Annotated in this window: 16 protein-coding genes; 10 read left to right on the top strand and 6 right to left on the bottom strand. The window is 66.1% G+C overall.

The window, feature by feature from the left end; all coding sequences use genetic code 11:
* Nucleotides 1-57: 57 nt before the first annotated feature.
* Complete coding sequence (locus BLT03_RS15770; RefSeq protein ID WP_245711421.1) at nucleotides 58-2,145, bottom strand: S9 family peptidase; 2,088 nt, start codon at nucleotides 2,143-2,145, stop codon at nucleotides 58-60.
* Nucleotides 2,146-2,228: 83 nt separating this feature from the next.
* Nucleotides 2,229-3,617, bottom strand: coding sequence for an NAD(P)/FAD-dependent oxidoreductase (locus BLT03_RS15765; protein ID WP_175537775.1), 1,389 nt, complete (start codon nucleotides 3,615-3,617; stop codon nucleotides 2,229-2,231).
* 207 nt (nucleotides 3,618-3,824) lie between these two features.
* On the opposite strand from BLT03_RS15765, the gene BLT03_RS24510 reads away from it, so the two are divergent.
* The 7 genes from BLT03_RS24510 to BLT03_RS15735 all read left to right on the top strand — a co-directional run bounded on the left by BLT03_RS24510 (nucleotide 3,825) and on the right by BLT03_RS15735 (nucleotide 7,904).
* Nucleotides 3,825-4,100, top strand: a complete 276-nt coding sequence (locus BLT03_RS24510; protein ID WP_175537774.1) for a hypothetical protein — start codon at nucleotides 3,825-3,827, stop codon at nucleotides 4,098-4,100.
* Nucleotides 4,097-4,531, top strand: coding sequence for a succinate dehydrogenase, cytochrome b556 subunit (gene sdhC / locus BLT03_RS15760; RefSeq protein ID WP_092744714.1), 435 nt, complete (start codon nucleotides 4,097-4,099; stop codon nucleotides 4,529-4,531). Before BLT03_RS24510 ends, sdhC begins: the two co-directional genes overlap by 4 nt.
* Nucleotides 4,504-4,866: a succinate dehydrogenase, hydrophobic membrane anchor protein gene (gene sdhD / locus BLT03_RS15755; protein ID WP_092744713.1), complete on the top strand. Its 363-nt coding sequence runs from the start codon at nucleotides 4,504-4,506 to the stop codon at nucleotides 4,864-4,866. The genes sdhC and sdhD overlap by 28 nt, the downstream gene beginning before the upstream one ends.
* Nucleotides 4,867-4,947: 81 nt before the next feature.
* Nucleotides 4,948-5,640: a succinate dehydrogenase iron-sulfur subunit gene (locus tag BLT03_RS15750; RefSeq protein WP_092744712.1), complete on the top strand. Its 693-nt coding sequence runs from the start codon at nucleotides 4,948-4,950 to the stop codon at nucleotides 5,638-5,640.
* Between the two features lie 37 nt (nucleotides 5,641-5,677).
* Nucleotides 5,678-6,052, top strand: coding sequence for a hypothetical protein (locus BLT03_RS15745; RefSeq protein WP_092744711.1), 375 nt, complete (start codon nucleotides 5,678-5,680; stop codon nucleotides 6,050-6,052).
* A gap of 131 nt (nucleotides 6,053-6,183) precedes the next feature.
* Nucleotides 6,184-7,338 carry a zinc-dependent alcohol dehydrogenase gene (locus BLT03_RS15740; RefSeq protein WP_092744710.1) on the top strand — a complete coding sequence of 385 codons (1,155 nt, stop codon included), beginning with the start codon at nucleotides 6,184-6,186 and terminating at the stop codon, nucleotides 7,336-7,338.
* A 32-nt stretch (nucleotides 7,339-7,370) separates the two neighbouring features.
* Nucleotides 7,371-7,904 carry a hypothetical protein gene (locus BLT03_RS15735; protein ID WP_092744709.1) on the top strand — a complete coding sequence of 178 codons (534 nt, stop codon included), beginning with the start codon at nucleotides 7,371-7,373 and terminating at the stop codon, nucleotides 7,902-7,904.
* A gap of 29 nt (nucleotides 7,905-7,933) precedes the next feature.
* Here the strand turns inward: BLT03_RS15735 and BLT03_RS15730 are convergent, their stop codons facing one another.
* Together BLT03_RS15730 and BLT03_RS23985 are read right to left on the bottom strand one after the other, a co-directional pair.
* Nucleotides 7,934-9,451, bottom strand: a complete 1,518-nt coding sequence (locus tag BLT03_RS15730; protein WP_245711420.1) for a hydroxysqualene dehydroxylase — start codon at nucleotides 9,449-9,451, stop codon at nucleotides 7,934-7,936.
* Nucleotides 9,452-9,480: 29 nt separating this feature from the next.
* Nucleotides 9,481-9,789, bottom strand: coding sequence for a hypothetical protein (locus tag BLT03_RS23985; RefSeq protein ID WP_139160411.1), 309 nt, complete (start codon nucleotides 9,787-9,789; stop codon nucleotides 9,481-9,483).
* 302 nt (nucleotides 9,790-10,091) lie between these two features.
* Here BLT03_RS23985 and BLT03_RS15725 point away from each other — a divergent pair, with 302 nt between their 5' ends.
* Nucleotides 10,092-10,523: a hypothetical protein gene (locus tag BLT03_RS15725; protein ID WP_092744707.1), complete on the top strand. Its 432-nt coding sequence runs from the start codon at nucleotides 10,092-10,094 to the stop codon at nucleotides 10,521-10,523.
* A 92-nt stretch (nucleotides 10,524-10,615) separates the two neighbouring features.
* Here BLT03_RS15725 and BLT03_RS15720 read toward each other — a convergent pair whose 3' ends face one another.
* Complete coding sequence (locus tag BLT03_RS15720) at nucleotides 10,616-11,512, bottom strand: MBL fold metallo-hydrolase (RefSeq protein ID WP_175537779.1); 897 nt, start codon at nucleotides 11,510-11,512, stop codon at nucleotides 10,616-10,618.
* Nucleotides 11,513-11,659: 147 nt separating this feature from the next.
* On the opposite strand from BLT03_RS15720, the gene glf reads away from it, so the two are divergent.
* Entirely contained in the window at nucleotides 11,660-12,802 is a 1,143-nt protein-coding gene (gene glf, locus BLT03_RS15715) for a UDP-galactopyranose mutase (RefSeq protein WP_092744705.1), read from the top strand.
* A gap of 51 nt (nucleotides 12,803-12,853) precedes the next feature.
* On the opposite strand, the gene BLT03_RS15710 is transcribed toward glf, so the two are convergent.
* Entirely contained in the window at nucleotides 12,854-13,861 is a 1,008-nt protein-coding gene (locus tag BLT03_RS15710; protein WP_092744704.1) for a chemotaxis protein CheB, read from the bottom strand.
* 264 nt (nucleotides 13,862-14,125) lie between these two features.
* Here BLT03_RS15710 and BLT03_RS15705 point away from each other — a divergent pair, with 264 nt between their 5' ends.
* Complete coding sequence (locus tag BLT03_RS15705; protein WP_245711419.1) at nucleotides 14,126-16,810, top strand: glycosyltransferase; 2,685 nt, start codon at nucleotides 14,126-14,128, stop codon at nucleotides 16,808-16,810.
* Nucleotides 16,811-16,881 lie beyond the last annotated feature (71 nt).

The following is a 16,881-nucleotide window of genomic DNA, read 5'->3' as shown; positions in this document are numbered from 1 at the left end:
GGTGCTGGCAGCCAAAGGAACCTTGCAATTCAGCCGAGCTGCGGCGTTGCGATCGATTCATCCGATGTCCCCGGGTGCTTTCGACGGGGTTTCGCCAGTGCCGCAGTGCTGCTCGATCCACCCGACGATCCGCCGTGCCGCGTCAGCCCGGCACGACGGCGCGCCCGAACCCAGGAAGCCGTGGCCCTCGCCGGGGTACAGCACCAGTTCCGCGGGGGTATCGCCCGCCCGCAGCAGGCTCACGAAGAGTTCTTCCGACTGGCATTTGGGGCAGCGCTCGTCTTCCTTGCCCTGCAGAAAGAGCGTCGGCGTTTTCGATCGCTCGACGTACTGCAGGGGCGATAGCTCCCGCGCGCGGCGGCGGTCGAAATGCGGTGCGGTCGCCAGATAGAACGGATCGGCGTAGTACCCGCCGTCGGAGGTGCCGTAGTGCGTTTCGATGTTGCCCACGGGCGCCATCACCACCGCGGCGCGGAACCGATCGGTATGGCCCGTGGCCCAGGCCGTGAGGTAGCCCCCGTAAGACTTGCCGCAAACCGCGACACGGTCGTCGCACACGCCCTCCGCCTTCAGTTGCTCGATGGCCGCCAGATGCTGCGGCAGATCGGCATCGCCCCACTGGCCTGCCAGACGGCGGCAGAACGCCTGGCCATAGCTGGATGAACCCACCGCGTTCAAGGCCAGCACCGCCCAACCCCGCGCGCACAGCACCTGCCAGTACACGTTGGTGTCGAAGTCCAGCAAGGCATAGCTGGCGGGGCCGCCGTGGATGTCGTTGAGCAGTGGCATCGGTCCTTGCGCGCCTTCGGCACGCAGCAGCCAGCCTTCGATGCGCTCGGTGCCGTCCTGCGCGTCAGGCACTTCGAACAGACGCGCTTCGGCCTGCACGACCGTGCGTTCATTCCACCAGGCGTTCAACTGGCTGATCTGCCTTGCGCCCTGCCCTTCAGGGCCGGCCACGCGCAATTCGCTGGCGAGCGAAGGGTGCTCGGCGCTGAAGGCCAGGTGCTCGCCCGTGTGGCCGAACACGCCAATCTGGTGGTCGCCCCCGACGAGCACCTCCAGCCGGCCTTCGCCAGCCACGGCGATACGGGCGATCTGGTGGCGCCCGCGGTGCGCACGCACGAAGACGATGGCGCTCCCGTCCTGCGTCCAGTGCAGCGAGGCGGGGTCTGCGACCTCCACCTCCCCCAACGGGCGCACTTCGCCCGATGTGGCATGGGCCAGCCAGAGGCGCGATGCGGCATCGCCCTCTTCGACCGAACCGGCGAACGCGATGTGGGAGCCGTCGGGCGACCATGCCGGCTGCATCACCATTGCATGGCCGTGGGTGAGGCGCCGATAGCCACTGCCGTCGGCCTGGCAGACCCACAGGTCGGCCGCGTGCGCGAAGCGCCCCGACCGCGTGCGCACATAGGCAATGCGCTCTCCGTCGGGGGAGATGTCGTGAGCCATCACCTCGAAGGCGCCGTCGGTCACCTGGCGGTGCACGCCGGTGGCAGCGTCCACATGGAACAGATGGATCTCCCGGCTCAGCAGGTAGCCGAGGCCATCGCTCTTGTAGGGCAGGCGCCACGCCACTTCGGGGGCATTGGCCGGGCGAGCGAGCGCCGGTTGATCGGACCGCTCCCCGCGCAGTTCAGGGTCCACGGCCACGCCGGCTGCCACGACCATGGCCTTGCCGTCAGGCGTCCAGCGCACGCTGGAGGCACCCTGCGGCAGATGGGTCACCTGACGGGCTTCGCCGCCATCGCGCGGCAGCACATGGACTTGCGGTGCGCCCGTGCGGCTGGACAGGAAGGCCAATTGCTGCCCATCGGGAGACCAGCGGGGCGCCGTGTCGGACCCTGGCCCCCGCGTGAGTTGCCGCACCCCTGAGCCATCCAGTGCGAACGCCCAGAGGCACGAGACATAGGTATCGTTTTCGCGATCGACGGACTGCACCACGCAGGCGGCCAGCTGGCCGTGCGGTGTGCAGTGAAGGTCGGTGAGCTTCTGGTGCAGGTACAGGTCGTCGACCAGGAACGGCTTTTTCTGTGCGGCAGGGGCCGGCGCAGCCGATTCCTGCGGCGGGGTGGAGCCTGCACCAGGCGTGAGCGGCTGTGCGGCGGGATGGCGAAGGGAATCTTCTTGTTTCATGGACATGGACGGCTGAGTGGGAGTCGATGGGTTGGCAAACGGAGTGCCAAAGTCGAATGCAGTCTGCTGTGCCCGAGCCATTGCGCGTGTCAGTGGAGTTTGATGGTCGGCTGGTAGGACCGCTCCAGCCGGTCCACCAGCCAGCGTGCGGCGGCCCGGCGCCAGCCATGGATGGCCAATTCATGCCGGCGGTACAGCACGGCGTACAGCCACTGGGCGCTGAGGCCCTGGATGAATTGGTCCCGGCTGCGGCGCCCGAAGCGGGTTGTGAGGTTGCCAGCCGCACCGCGGTCGCCCAGGGACACGATGGCGCCCGCGCTCGCAAACTGGAAGGCCGGGATGGCGCGCCCTGCTGCCTGTGCCGCCATGGCCTTGGCCAGGTAGCGCGCCTGGGCCGAGGCCACCTGGGCGGTGTAGGGCGCCGGCTTGCCGCTTTCAGGATCGGTCCACTCCGCGCAGTCGCCGAGCGCATAAAGGCCCGGCACGTCTTCGCAGCGCAGCCAGTCGTTGACGCGCACCCGGCCCGAGCGAGACACCGGCAGGTCCTGCATGCCGTCCAGCACCCGTGGCCCGCGGATGCCGGCCGTCCAGATGCGGAGCTCGGCTTCCACATACCGGCCGCTGGCCAGTTGCACGCCCAGCGCGTCCACCTGCTGTACCCGTTCTCCCACCAGCAGCTCGACACCGCGCTCACGCAACGACCGCGCGGCATATTCCGAGACCTCCGGCGGATTGGCGTTGAGCAAGCGCGGCGCAGCCTCGATCACTGTGACCCGCACCTGGGCACGGCCCACGCCGGGCTCATGGCCCCGGAGTTCTTCGATCGCATGCTGGATTTCCGCCGCCAGCTCGACCCCCGTGGCACCCCCGCCGATCACGACGATCGACAGGCCCTCCTGCACCCCGCGCGCCACCCGGAAGGCGGAGGACAGCAGTGCCTGGCGGATCTTCAGCGCCTGCTCCGGCGTGTTGAGAAACAGGCAGTGCTCTCGCGCGCCCGGCGTGCCGAAATCGTTCTCTTCGCTGCCCAGCGCAAGCACGAGGCTGGAGTAGGCAAGGCTGCGCCGGGGCAGCAGCACGCTCAGGTCCGAGCCCACCAGCGGGGTGAGAAAGATGCGACGGGCCTGCGCATCGATCGACTCCAGCGTGCCCAATTCGAACCGGTAGCCGTGCTGGCTCGCATGGCTGAGGAACGAACTCTCGGCCGACGCCTGGCCCTGCATGGCCGTGGCGATCTCATGCAGCCGCGGCTTCCAGAGGTGCCCCAGCGCACGGTCCACCAGCACCACCGGTGCCAGCCGGTGGCCCGCCTTGCGCAACCGGCTCAGGCGGGTGACCAGTTCCAACCCTGCGGCGCCACCGCCCACGACCACGATGGGGTCCACCGATCCGGAAGGCTGGGGCGCTACCGCGACGGCTTCAGGGTGCTGCGTGGACTCAAGGGTTTCTGTGGTGCTTTGGGTGTAGAGGGTGGACATCGCGGACAGGCTCTCCAGGGTGTGTTGGCTCCTGACGGGGGCAATCTCCGTTCCCGCACGCAAAGGCCCGCTGCAGGCATGCGCCTTGCCGGCCAGCGTCAGTGGCATGGCCTCTCTGCCCCCTGCCTGCCCCCTGCCTGCCCCTGCCCTGTTTGCCGTTCCGTCCGTGTTTCGTTTCCCTTCGCTGGAGGGATTGAAAGGAAGACCATGCCCCAAGCCCCCACTGGCCCGGCCCACCCTTCGCCGCCGGGCGCCGCCTCGCTCGACACACCGGCATCTCCGACATCTCCGGCGACGATCCCCGTCATGCAGCAGCACACCGAAGAGCGTGCCGACCCGGCCACGGACGCGGTGCGCACCGATCGCGGACTGGAGATGGTCAACGCCGGCAGCGGCAACTCCCTCGGCGATGGCCGCACGGCAGGCGGCGACGCACGTGCACTTCATCGCCCGGCCGAAGACGGCTCGGAGCCAGGCGCATGAGCGAAATCTCCGGTCAGCATGCCGCCCCCGGCCGCACCGGCACAAATCCGGCACGGCCGGTGTTCCTGAACCCGTTCAAGGTTCGCCTACCGGTCACCGCGATCGTCTCTCTGGCACACCGCATCTCCGGCATGTTGCTGGTGCTGGCGCTGCCAGGTTGCGTCTACCTGCTGGCGGCCAGCCTGGCGCCGGATGCCGATCCCGCGCGCTGGGCTGCGGCCCTGCACAGCGTGCCCGGCCGCCTGGTCACGCTGGTGGCGGTGTGGAGCCTTGCGCACCACACGGCGGCCGGGGTGCGCCACCTGCTGTTCGACGCAGGTTACGGCACGAATTACCGAAAGGCGCGCACCACGGCCTGGGCGGTGCATGGCATCGCCATCGCCGCAGTCCTGCTCACGCTGGCATGGATGGCCTGGGGAGCACAGCCTTGAAGGCGGCGGCACTCGGCGGGCTGCGTGCCTGGGCTTTGCAACGCGCCACGGCATTGGTGGCCCTGGCTTTCCTGCTGTATTTCGTGCTGCACATGGTCATTGCCACGCCCGCATCGCAGGCCGAATGGCGTGCCTGGGTGCTGAGCCGGCCGATGCAGTTGGCGCTGGCGCTGTTCTTCGGCGCGGTGGCGCTGCACGCCTGGGTGGGCATGCGCGACGTGATCCTCGACTACGTCAAGCCGCTGGGCCTGCGGCTGACGGCGCTGCTGCTGCTGGCGCTGTGGCTGATCGTCACCGTGGGCTGGGCGATCGCCACGCTTTTTCCGGCGGGCTGAAGACGAAGAAACGACAAAAGAAGGGACGCCATCCTTGCCATGCCTTCTGAACCGGTCTCCCTGTGAACGAGAAAGCCTTCCATGAAACTGTCGATTTACCGCTACGTCCCCGACGAAGATGCAAAACCCCGCATGCAGGACTACGACGTTCCCTTGCGGGGCGAGCGCATGCTGCTGGACGTGCTGGAGCGCCTCAAGCGCGACGACCCCGGCCTGAGCTACCGGCGCTCGTGCCGCGAAGGCGTGTGCGGCTCGGACGCGATGAACATCAACGGCCGCAACGGCCTGGCCTGCCTGACCAACGTCAGCACATTGAAGGAGCCGGTCGTGATCCGGCCCCTGCCGGGCTTTCCCGTGGTGCGCGACCTGATCGTGGACATGACACGCTTTTATGCGCAGTACCACTCGGTGCGGCCGTACGTCATTTCGGACGGCCCCCTGCCCGAGAAAGAGCGCCTTCAATCGCCGGAGGCACGCGATTCGATCAACGGGCTGTACGAATGCATTCTTTGCGCGTGCTGCTCCAGCTCATGCCCGTCGTACTGGTGGAACCCCGATCGGTTTCTGGGCCCGGCGGCGCTGCTGCAGTCGGCCCGATTCATCGCGGACTCGCGCGACAGTGCGACGGCCGAGCGCGTCGATGACCTCAACGATGTCTACAAGCTCTTTCGCTGCCGCGTGATCATGAATTGCGCAGATGTCTGCCCCAAGGGACTGAACCCCGCTGCAGCGATCGAAGGCGTGCGCAAGGCGCTGGTGCGGCGCAGTTTTTGATGCGCCCAAAACTTCTCCATCCTCGAAGGACAAGCCTATGGTGATGATCGCAACCGATGAACTGACCGACGGCATGCTGGTCGACCTGCCCCCGGAGGCCGGCGACGTGACCCAGCCGTTTTTCGAGCCCGTCGACGACTGGCTGCGCACCGCGCAACCCATCCAGCAAAAGACAGCGGTTTGGCGCTGGTTCGCCACCCGTTACGAAGAGCTGGAAAGCTCTACCCCGCACGATGCAGACGGCAACTATTTCTTCGGCACGAAGGAGCCGCCCGTGCAGGCCGACGAAGTGCTGCGCCAGCGCTTCGGCACGGTGGTTCCCGACGAGGTGCTCGGCAGCCTGATCTCCACGTTGCAGTCCAAGGCAGGCAACCTCTGGGCCAAGGTGGACCCCGACAAGCTCAGCAGCTGATCGGCGAGCCAGGCGGGACGCCCCCGCCAGTAAGGAAGACCAGGCCAGCGCCACGGCGAGGCGAGGCGCGGCACACGCCTTGCCACGTCCATGGCACGCATCTCTCATCCCTCTTTCTCAAAGGAGCACGCATGCTGGCCATGGAATACCGCGGACCGTACCGCATCCGCACCTCGCACAAGCAAGAGCCCCAGATCGAACACCCCGGCGACGCCATCGTGCGCGTGACGCGGGCGTGCATCTGCGGCTCCGACCTCCACCTGTACCACGGGCTGGTGCCGGACACGCGCGTGGGCACCACGTTCGGCCACGAGTTCACCGGGACGGTGGTCGAAGTGGGCTCTGCCGTCCAGCACTTGAAGGTGGGCCAGAAGGTGCTGGTGCCGTTCAACGTGTTCTGCGGCTCCTGCTATTTTTGCCAGAAGGAGCTGTACGGCAACTGCCACAACACCAACCCCGAGGCGACGGCCGTCGGCGGCATCTACGGCTATTCGCACACGGCCGGGGGCTACGACGGAGGCCAGGCGGAATACGTGCGCGTGCCCATGGCCGACGTGGGCCCCACGGTGATCCCCGAAGGGCTGGACGAGGACGATGCCGTGCTGCTCACCGATGCCCTGCCCACCGGCTACCAGGCTGCGGAGATGGGCGACATCCGGGAAGGCGACACGGTGGTGGTCTTCGGTGCCGGGCCCATCGGAATTTTTGCGGCAAAGTCTGCCTGGCTCATGGGCGCCGGGCGCGTGATCGTGGTCGATCATGTGGAGTACCGGCTGGACTTCGTTCGCGAATACGCCCAGTGCGAGGTGATCAATTTCAAGGATGTGGGCGACATGGCCATCCACATCAAGAAGATGACCGACGGCCTGGGCGCCGACGTCTGCATCGATTGCGTGGGTTGCGAGGCCGCAGGCAATTTCGCCCAGACGCTTCTGGGCGTCAAGCTCAAGCTGCAGGCGGGCGCTGCCACGGTGCTGCACTGGTGCATCAACTGCGTCCGCAAGGGCGGCAACGTTTCGATCGTGGGCGTCTATGGGCCGACTTTCAACGCAGTCCCCATCGGCAATGCCCTGAACAAGGGCCTGACCCTGCGCATGAACCAGGCCAGCGTGAAACGCCATCTGCCACGGTTGATCGAACACATCCAGGCCGGCCGCATCGAGCCGCGCCGCATCATCACGCACCGCGTGCCGCTGGAGCATGTGGCCGATGCGTATCACATCTTCTCCAGCAAGCTCGACAACTGCATCAAGACGGTGCTGGTGCCACAAGGCAGCTACCAGTGAACCGGCAGTGAACAAGAAAGGAGCCCGCCATCATGGAAGAAACCCTGCTGTCCACCGCGCCCAAAGAAGGCACCAGCCAAAGCAACAGCCGTTACGCACACATCGTGGGCTGGGGGGCCGACCTGGACCGGTCACGCCGCCCGGCCCACCCCATGGAGCGCACGCCGCCACGGTTGCCGCACCCGGTCGAGCCGCCGCCGCAACAGGACTCGCCGGTCGAGGTGCTGCACTCCACCGAGCGTGAAGGCATCACGCCGATCTACGGCACGCCGCAGCCGCCCAAGGGGCTGAGCGGCATGCTGCGCCGGGTGGCCTTCAAATATTCGGAAAACGATCTGCGCCACTGGTTGCTGCTGCTCTTCGCGGACCGGATCAACAGCGGAGAAGGCATCGTTTCCGATCTGACGCGCGGCCATGTGCCCAATCTCTACGCCGAAATGGGAGGCCCTGCCGAGCTGCGCCACAACCCCGCCGGCGCTGCCCGCAAAGCCGCAGTGGGCGTGGGCCTGCTGGTGCTGTGCGTGGCGCTGTCACGCCGGCGCAAGCGCAACCGGCGCCTTGAATAACGGCTCGCTCCAGGGCGACCGGCGGCCAGTCATGGCGCGGCCCCGCCGGCCGGCGGATGGGCTGTGGCAGGCGGCACCGGGCCTTTCTTGCTGCTACGCGGTGGCTGGTGTACAGCTTTGTCGCCCCGGCGCAACCACGCCGCGAGCCCTGTCGTTTCTGGCAACGCAAGGGTTGGAGCCACGGCGCGCCCCAGCTGAGCGCCCACCGCCTCGGCTGCCAGCGCTGCGGACCTTGCCGCACTTTCCATGGAGCAAGGCAGGCCCGTGGCCGACCAGTCCCCGGCGATGTAGAGGCCCGTGACGCCGGAACGCACATGCGGCCGCAGTCGCTGCGTGTCAGGCTGCGGTGCCGGTACCGCCATGGGGATGCGGTGCACGCGTGCATGCACCAGGCGCGCCTCGCGGGCGCTCGGGGCGAACCGGGCCAACTGGTGCAGCGTGCGGTCGATCACGGTCGCATCGCTCCATTCCCACGCTTGCGTGGCATGGATGGCATTGCTGGCGATCAGCGATGGCGCAGACCCAGCCATACTGCCGGCATTGCGGATGTTCGAGAGGTCGTAGAAGTCGGTATTCAATCCGCTTGAAGCGCCCACGCACGCCCAGAAGCGTTCGTCAGCCACGGGCCTGTCGAACCACAGGTAGGTGCTCAAGTAGCGCACCGGCTCGAACCGTTGGGCTTCGTGCAACGGCAAGCCCACGCCGGCGTGGCCGCTTTGCGCCATGCGCGCCAACGCATCGGGGGCCAGGGCGAAGACACCGGCCGACGCGGTTACCTCCCGGCCGTCCTCCAGCACGATGCTTTGAAAACGCCCGCCGTACACGCGGTGCGTGCGCACGGCGGCCGAGGTGAGCACCGCACCGCCTGCGCTTTCGATGGCCCGGCGGCAGCCCGGGACGTAGAGCTGCGACAACGCCACCTTCGGAAAGCCGAAGTGGTAGCCACTACGCCCCAGCATGAGCCGAAAGACCCGCATCATCGCCTCGGCCGAGCAGCGCGCCAGGGGCACGTTCAGCAAGGCCAATACCGCAGCCGACCAGAACCATTCGATCGCCCGCGGTGTGACACCGAGCCGGTTCAGATACACCAGCGCACTGAGCCGGTCCAGGCCATGGAGTTCGTCCTCGCCCATGCGCAGGGCGCGCCAGGCGACTCGCCAGTTGGATGCCATGTCCGCCCAGGACAGGCAGCGCGCGGCGTTGGGCAGGTTCGGCAGCCCATGCAGCGGTGCCGGCCAGGCCGGAGCACGCATGTGCAGCCGCGCATCGCCGTCGAGCAATGTGATGAGCGGGTCGGGCTGCCAGGCGATGTGGCCTGCCGTCCCCACACGGTCCAGCAGTGCGTTGAAATTGCGGTGCTCGCTGGACAGCACATGCGGCCCGATGTCCACCATGTCGCCCGTGGTCGCATCCTGGAAGCTGGCAGCACGCCCGCCCAGATGCGCCTGGGCCTCGCACACCACGACCCGCAGGCCAGCGCGCGCCAGGATTTCGCCACAGGCCAGGCCGGCGATGCCGCCGCCTGCGATGGCGACATCAGCGTGCAATGGGCCGGTCGCACCGGTAAAACCTGCGGTCAAAGCTGCCGCGCTGCGGAATGCGCAGGACGCGTTGGACACACGGCCAAGTCGATCGGACGCCACACGGGTTCGCGGGTGGTAACCGGCGTGAAAAGGCTGCGCAGTACCCGGCGCCCTTCACCTGTGATGGCGAGCACCCGGGCGATGGTTCGGCCCCTCGTCCCGTCTGGATGGGGGAGCCGCAGCACCAAGGCGGCGATCAAGCCGGCGGCCCGCAGACGCTGAACGTTTTCGATACCGTCGCGATCGCTGATGTTGAGCGGCAGCGGTTGTGCTGCCAGTTGTCGAAGGAAGGCAAGAGACATGCTTTTCTCAAGAAAGTGGGAAGGGACTTGCAATGACAGAGGCAACTGCCATGCCAGGCTTTCCAACGCACCAGAAGCATTGCACCGGCACCCGAATTGCTGCGGCACGGCGTCCACTTTCAGCCGAGCGACCCATGCCGTTTCAACGTGTGCACTCCCATCTACTGCCTGATTCAATCGCTCCGCCAAGGCATGGCTCTGACCGATTGGCGGGTCATGCGCTTCACGCCGATCTCGATGGCGGGCGCCGGCCCCCACGCAGTGGTCAGGGAGCACCAGTGTTTGCATCGAGGGCACAGGAAATGCCGCTCGACCGCCAGCCCCCGGATTCGCAGGATGCAGCGTTCGAGCGGCTGCGCTTTGCCTTCTGGCCCAGCGGGGGCCTGGCAACCGCAGAGGCCTTGGCCTCTGCGGGCGGCACCCACCACAGCTGCGACCGCATTCCCGAGTGGTTGCAGCGGGAAATCGACTACAACAGCGTGGTCTGCTTTCGCTACCAGGGCGCTTGGTGGCTGCCGGGATTTCAGTTCGATCCGGCCGGGATGGCGGTGCGCGACGGCCCCCGGCGCATCGCCGCCGAGCTTTGTCCATGGATGGATGGCTGGGATTGCGCGGAATGGTTGATACAGCCCAACGCCGCGCTCGACCACCGTGTTCCTTTGGCGTTGGCTCTATCGCAACCCGACCGGGTGGTGGAGGCCGCACGGCTGGAGCACTTTCTGTGCTGCGGTTGAGCAGAGAAGACGGTGGCCGTGTCGCACCGCGACCCCTTGAAACGTCCAGGGAGCGAAACGTAGAACGCGCCCATGGCGCACGGTAACGGCGTTCACAGCGCAGGCTGGGCGCCGGCCGACGGCATGCGATGGTGCGCCGGCGCAGGATCGCCAGCGGGACGGCCAGCAACACGCTCGAACTCGACAGGATCGTGCGCGCTGAAGATTTCGATGTCCTTGCCGAAGTGGCTTTTGAGCGTGCGAAGGCGCTGCTGGTTGGCGAGACGTGCCTTTCGGTCCTTCTGCATGACCGTCTGGTACAAGCGCAATCCTGGCGTGCACCAGGGGTTCTCGGCGTCCATCTCGCGGTGGTAGAAATAGGCGTCGCCGGCGAGCATTTTCCAGCCCTGCGCGGTTCGCACCGCGATCCCCGCGTGCCCCAGCGTGTGCCCGGTCAGCGGGACGAGCAGGATGTCCGGTGGCAAACCACGAAGCTGCCGCACGCAGTCAAAGCCGAACCAGGGCTCGCCCAGGCCATCACCGTAGACCTGCCAGCGCGCGCGACTGGACCACTGCTGGGGGCGAAACCGCTGCCGGTCCAGCCAGGTGCGCTGGCTCAGCGCGGCGTCGCGCTCGATCTGCAGCATGTGGATCGAGGCTTCCGGAAAGTCGTCCAGTCCCCCCGCATGGTCGAAGTCTAGGTGGGTCAGCACGATGTGCCGAACGTCCGTCGCCCTGAAACCGAGCCGTTCGATCTGCCGGACCGCGGTCATCTCTTCGCGGAAGTCCGGAGCCATGAGGCGCAGGAACATGCCGCTCAACCGGCTGCGGGGATCTTTCACATCCCGCAGGCCATAGCCTGTGTCCAGGAGGATCAACCCATGGTCCGTTTCCAGCAGCAGGCAGTGGCAGCACAGGCAGCCGCGCTGCAGCGCAGAAGGGCTGCGCCCGTCCATGAGCCGCCCGCCCAGTGGACAGGCAGAGATGCAGTTGAGGTGATGGACAGTGATCATGCGGCGCTCCGTGGGGTGTCGTCCGCCGCGGCGGCAAACGGGATTCCTGAGGGGACGCATTCCCGCGTGGCGGCCCGCTGCCGAGGCATGCGGGTTGCCATGGGAAGCCATCCCTTCTCTCCGATCCCATCCCAAGGAAACCCCATGCCTCTTTCCCCCTCGGACACCCGCAGCCGGTATGACTATCTCATCGTCGGTGGAGGCTTTGCAGGCTGCGTGCTCGCGGAACGGCTGGCCAGCCAGTTGGACCGCCGCGTCCTCATCGTCGACCGCCGGGACCACATCGGCGGCAATGCCTATGACTGCCTGGACGATGCGGGCGTTCTGATCCACCGTTACGGTCCGCACATCTTTCATACCAACTCGCAGCGGGTCATGGATTACCTGTCTCAGTTCACGGCATGGCGACCCTACGAACACCGCGTGCTGGCCAAGGTGGACGAACAGCTCGTGCCGATTCCGATCAATCTGACCACCATCAACCGGCTGTACGGGCTGAATCTCGATTCGGCAGGCGCGGCGGCATTTCTCGCCGAGCGCGCCACGCCAATGGCCACGATCCGCAGTTCGCGCGACGTCGTGGTGAGCGCGGTGGGCGAAGAGCTTTACCGCAAGTTTTTCGAGGGCTATACGCGCAAGCAATGGGGCATCGACGCATCGCAACTGGACAAGGCCGTGACGTCGCGCGTGCCGACGCGCACGGACGCGGACGACCGCTACTTCCAGGACAAATTCCAGTGCATGCCGCTGGAGGGCTATACCCGCATGTTCGAACGCATGATCGACCATCCCAACATCGACTTCATGCCAGGGACCGACTACCTGGACGTGCGCGACACGGCCCCCCACAGGCACCTGATCTACTGCGGGCCGGTGGACGAATACTTCGGCTACTGCTATGGCAAGCTGCCTTACCGCTCGCTGCGCTTCGAGCACAGCACGCTCGATCAACCCTGGTACCAGGAAGTGGCCGTGGTGAACTACCCGGCGCCGGATGTACCGTTCACCCGCATCACCGAATACAAGCACCTGACGGGTCAGTCGCATCCCCGCACCAGCATCACGCGGGAGTTTCCGACGGACGTGGGCGACCCCTACTACCCCGTGCCTGCCCCTGAGAACGCGGAGCTTTATCGCCGCTATGAGCAATTGGCGGAGCGCACACCCGATGTCACGTTCACCGGCCGGCTGGGAACCTACCGCTACTACAACATGGACCAGGTCGTGGGCCAGAGCCTCGCGCTTTTCACGCGCATTGCGCAGGAAAGCGGTATCGCGGTGGCCTGATCCGCCATCGATTCCTGAGTGCGGCGGCGTCCCTGGCCGCGCGTTGCCGGCTCAGGGAGCGCCAAAGCTTTCAGGGCTCGGCGATTTCTCGGTGAGCCTGCGCAGCGCGGAGCAGGCAATGGCGAGTTCGTCGGCCTCGCGCAGTGCCTGCGCGGTCGTCTGCGCGTCCGATCCCTGGTGAAGATCGGCGAGATGGCGAAGGATGGATTCCTTCTCCTGCAGCGTGCGCAGTGCGGCCCACAACGCGGCATCGGTGGTCTGCTCCTGGGTGTGCGCGAGACTTCGCAGGCTGAAGGCGTGGCCCGTGTGGCAGCGATAGCGCACCGGGCGTTTGTCCTTCAATTCGAACAGCACCCCTCCGCAATCGGGGCAGGTGAATGTGGAAGGGTCGGCAATCGCCATCAAGTTTTCCACGTTGTGGTCTCCCGCTCCCAATGCGTGCTCGCGGCGCCACGACATTGGCGGCAGCACGGGCAGCCGGCGAGCACGGGGTTGCGCCAACTGGCACAACAGCGCGCCGAGGCCGCCCAGCGGCACCACATGGTCCACCTCCACGCAAGCGAGCGCACTTCTTGGCATGCTGGGCTCGTAGGCATCTTCAGGGTCTTGCACCACGGCAATGCCGCCGCAGTCTTTGATGGCACGCAGGCCGGCGGTACCATCGTCGAGCATTCCGGTGAGGACCACGCCGACCGCACGGGCTCCGCAGTCGAGCGCAGCGGACCGGAAAAGAGGATCGATGGCTGGACGGGCATGGTGTTCCTTGGGTCCCCGGCTGAGGCGCACCACACCCCCTTCGAGGAGCATGTGGTGGTCCGAGGGAGCGATATAGATCGTGCCGGGCTGCGGCACATCTCCGTCCCGGGCCGTGAGAGCGCGGTTGGGGCCGCGCGTGTTGAGCAGGTCGGGCAGATGGCTGCGCATGGAGCCGATGTGCTGCACGAAAAAAATAGGTGCTGGAAATCCAGCCGGCAGCGCCGTCACGAGATCGAGCATGGCATAGACGCCTCCGGCGGAGGCCCCGATAAAAATGAACGGCGTTTCGGCGGACGGATTCATTGAATGAAAGGGCAAAACTTTTTGATGGGCAGATGAAGTTCGTGGAGCGTGCACCGCTCGCTGATCGAAGCCAGGCGGCTAATGAAAGAGCGGGGCAAATGACGTACCTGAGGCGCAAAAGCCCCATCGCAGCGCTGCTGGCGTTGTGGTTCGCCCGCCCATCGCGTGCGCAGACCTGCGGTCCGCACAGTGGGCACGCGCATTGCCCGCTTGCTGTCATGCGCACGGCCCAACTCCGGAAAGTGTGTCCACCCCGCAAGCACCGTGAATTCCAGCACCTCTTCGTCTCCTCAAGGTTTGTTGCCGCCTTCCGCCCGTCCGGGGGATCGCCTGTTCCGATCGTTCTGGATGGGTGGCTTCGAAGGCGCGGACCATGTCAACAGCCGGGGCCAGCGCCTGGACCTGCAAGGCAGCAACGGACACCGCGACATGCTGCGAGAGGACTACGAAAGGGTTGCCCGCTTTGGCATCCGGACCATCCGCGAAAGCATCGGATGGCGCATCACCGAAAGCACAGGCAGCCTGGAGAAGGACCCGCCGCTGCAGCAACTGCGCCGAATGGCTGGCATGGCCGCCGACGCTGGGCTGCAAGTCATCTGGACGATCCACCACTACGGCCTGCCTGAAGGGATCGATTTCTTCTCTGACACGTTTGCCGTACGTTTTGCCGATTTCTGCGACCGTGTGGCGCGCGTGCTGTCCGGCCTGTCAGAGGTCCCGACGGTATATCAGCCGATCAATGAAATTTCGTTTCTGAGTTGGGCTGCTGGCACGACCTCCCTGATGCACCCTTACCAAGGTGGCGACAGTGCGCGGGGCTATGACCTCAAATGCCGGCTGGTACAGGCAGCGCTGCTCGGCTGCGACGCGTTATGGGCGACCGACCCCGGTGCCCGCATCGTCCATACGGACCCGTTGATTCACGTGGTGCCTGCCGCGAACGCACCCGATGAGACGACGGCGGAACGCTGGCGCGGCGAGGCACTGGCGTTGGGCATGGAGCAGTACCAGGCCTGGGACATGCTGTGCGGCCGCCTGGAGCCCGGGCTGGGCGGTGCCCCGCGCTATCTGGACGTGCTGGGACTCAACTACTACCACAGCAACCAATGGGAGCATCCTGGCGATGCGCGGCTGTATTGGCACTTGAACGACCCTCGCCGCAGGGACCTGGCCGATCTGCTGGATGACGTGTGGCAGCGCTACCAGCGCCCTCTGTTCATCGCGGAAACCGGCCACGTCGGCGATGGCCGCGGCCCGTGGCTCGATGACATTGCGCAGGCCGCTTTGCGCTGCCGCGAGCGGGGCACGCCGCTGGAGGGGATTTGCCTGTATCCGCTCGTCGATCGCACCGACTGGGAAGAACCGGACCGCTGGCACCGCAGCGGATTGTGGGACGTGCACGCCCGCCCTTTACCGCCATCGAATGCGGAAAGGGACGAAGGCGAAACCATCGCCGATAGCCGCCATGTCTTCTCGCGCGTGTTGCACGCCCCTCTGGCAGACCGGCTGCTCCATTGGCAACGGGTCTTGAATGGAGCGCCCTCTTCGGTGGACGACGTAGCGGCAGGGGTGACACCGGCCGCCGACGGAGCCATCGAAAGCTTTGGTAGCTATCTGGACGCCGAGGCAGAACGCCCCTTGCACCTGTCACGCCTCACGCACGCGCTGCCTTCGCCTTTCACCCTCCACCCACCATCCCAAGGACACGCCATGACTACTCTGATCGTTTTCTCTCACCTGCGTTGGGATTTCGTGTATCAGCGCCCGCAGCAGCTGCTGTCCCGGCTGGCAGACCGGTTTCAGGTCGTGTTCGTGGAAGAGCCAATAACGTCGGCGAACCACGCTACGCTGGAAAGATTGCACCCCTGCCGAGGGGTGGAGGTGCTGCGCCCTCACCTGCCAGGCAATGCGCCCGGATTCCATGATGAGCACATTCCCCATCTGCGATCGCTGATCGCCGGCTACTTAGACAGCCGCGGAATCGATGACTACCTGCTGTGGTTTTACACGCCGATGGCCACACCCTTGGCCGCCGATCTGGAACCTTGCGCAGTGATCTACGACTGCATGGACGAGCTTTCGGCCTTTCGCAATGCACCACGACAACTGCTGCAACGCGAAAACATGCTGTTCAAATTTGCAGATCTCGTTTTCACGGGCGGTCAAAGTCTCTATGAAGCCAAGAGGCTTCGGCATGACCAAGTGCATTGCTTTCCCAGCAGCGTGGATGCGGACCACTATTCGCGGGCCATCGACAGTGGTGTGCAGGACCATCCCGCGCAGGCAGCCATCCCGCGCCCACGGCTCGGCTACTTCGGAGTGATCGACGAACGTGTGGACCTCGACCTGATCGCATCGCTGGCCGACGCGCATGGCGAGTGGCAGGTCGTGATGGTGGGCCCGGTGGTCAAGATCGATCCGACCACCCTGCCTCAGCGGCCCAATCTGTATTGGCTCGGCCAGCGCAGCTATGAAGAATTGCCGGACCTGATCGCCGGTTGGGACGTGTGCCTTCTGCCGTTCGCGTTGAACGAATCGACCCGCTACATCAGCCCCACGAAAACACTGGAGTATCTGGCCGCCGGCAAACCTGTGGTCAGCACGCCCATCCGAGACGTGGTCACCCCGTATGGCGACCAGGGCGTGGTGGCGATCGCGGCGTCTCACGACGAATTCGCGCGTGCTTGCGAGCGCGCTCTGGCCCGCAACGCCCAGGATGCGCTGCATCACAAGGCACTTCGGGAGCAGGTGCTGGCCGGCATTTCGTGGGACCACACCGTGGCACGCATGATCGACCTCATCGAATCGGTGCGAGACCGCCAGACCGCAGAGCAATCGCCGCTGGCGGAGCAAAACGGCGCCCCTACGGCACCCGCGCGCCAGCGAAGCGCAGCCCGCACTGCTACCGGCCGGTTCGACGGCACCGCCCCGGCGTCTGCAGTTGCCTGAGGCCGCGCAACCGTCCCCGCCGACTGTTCCATCGGAGCCTGCAGCGTTCCTGTGGGGCTACATCCGCAAGC

Origin of the sequence: Paracidovorax valerianellae, from assembly GCF_900102625.1 — a bacterium.
GTDB lineage: Bacteria > Pseudomonadota > Gammaproteobacteria > Burkholderiales > Burkholderiaceae_C > Paracidovorax > Paracidovorax valerianellae.
Note: the sequence above shows the minus strand (reverse complement) of the source record. Positions and strands in the feature narration are given on the sequence as shown.

Coding starts and splice junctions, on each gene's coding strand:
- BLT03_RS15770 (WP_245711421.1), bottom strand. CDS start 2,145: ATGTCCATGAAACAAGAAGATTCCCTTCGCCATCCCGCCGCACAGCCG.
- BLT03_RS15765 (WP_175537775.1), bottom strand. CDS start 3,617: ATGTCCACCCTCTACACCCAAAGCACCACAGAAACCCTTGAGTCCACG.
- BLT03_RS24510 (WP_175537774.1), top strand. CDS start 3,825: ATGCCCCAAGCCCCCACTGGCCCGGCCCACCCTTCGCCGCCGGGCGCC.
- sdhC (WP_092744714.1), top strand. CDS start 4,097: ATGAGCGAAATCTCCGGTCAGCATGCCGCCCCCGGCCGCACCGGCACA.
- sdhD (WP_092744713.1), top strand. CDS start 4,504: ATGGATGGCCTGGGGAGCACAGCCTTGAAGGCGGCGGCACTCGGCGGG.
- BLT03_RS15750 (WP_092744712.1), top strand. CDS start 4,948: ATGAAACTGTCGATTTACCGCTACGTCCCCGACGAAGATGCAAAACCC.
- BLT03_RS15745 (WP_092744711.1), top strand. CDS start 5,678: ATGGTGATGATCGCAACCGATGAACTGACCGACGGCATGCTGGTCGAC.
- BLT03_RS15740 (WP_092744710.1), top strand. CDS start 6,184: ATGCTGGCCATGGAATACCGCGGACCGTACCGCATCCGCACCTCGCAC.
- BLT03_RS15735 (WP_092744709.1), top strand. CDS start 7,371: ATGGAAGAAACCCTGCTGTCCACCGCGCCCAAAGAAGGCACCAGCCAA.
- BLT03_RS23985 (WP_139160411.1), bottom strand. CDS start 9,789: ATGTCTCTTGCCTTCCTTCGACAACTGGCAGCACAACCGCTGCCGCTC.
- BLT03_RS15725 (WP_092744707.1), top strand. CDS start 10,092: ATGCCGCTCGACCGCCAGCCCCCGGATTCGCAGGATGCAGCGTTCGAG.
- glf (WP_092744705.1), top strand. CDS start 11,660: ATGCCTCTTTCCCCCTCGGACACCCGCAGCCGGTATGACTATCTCATC.
- BLT03_RS15710 (WP_092744704.1), bottom strand. CDS start 13,861: ATGAATCCGTCCGCCGAAACGCCGTTCATTTTTATCGGGGCCTCCGCC.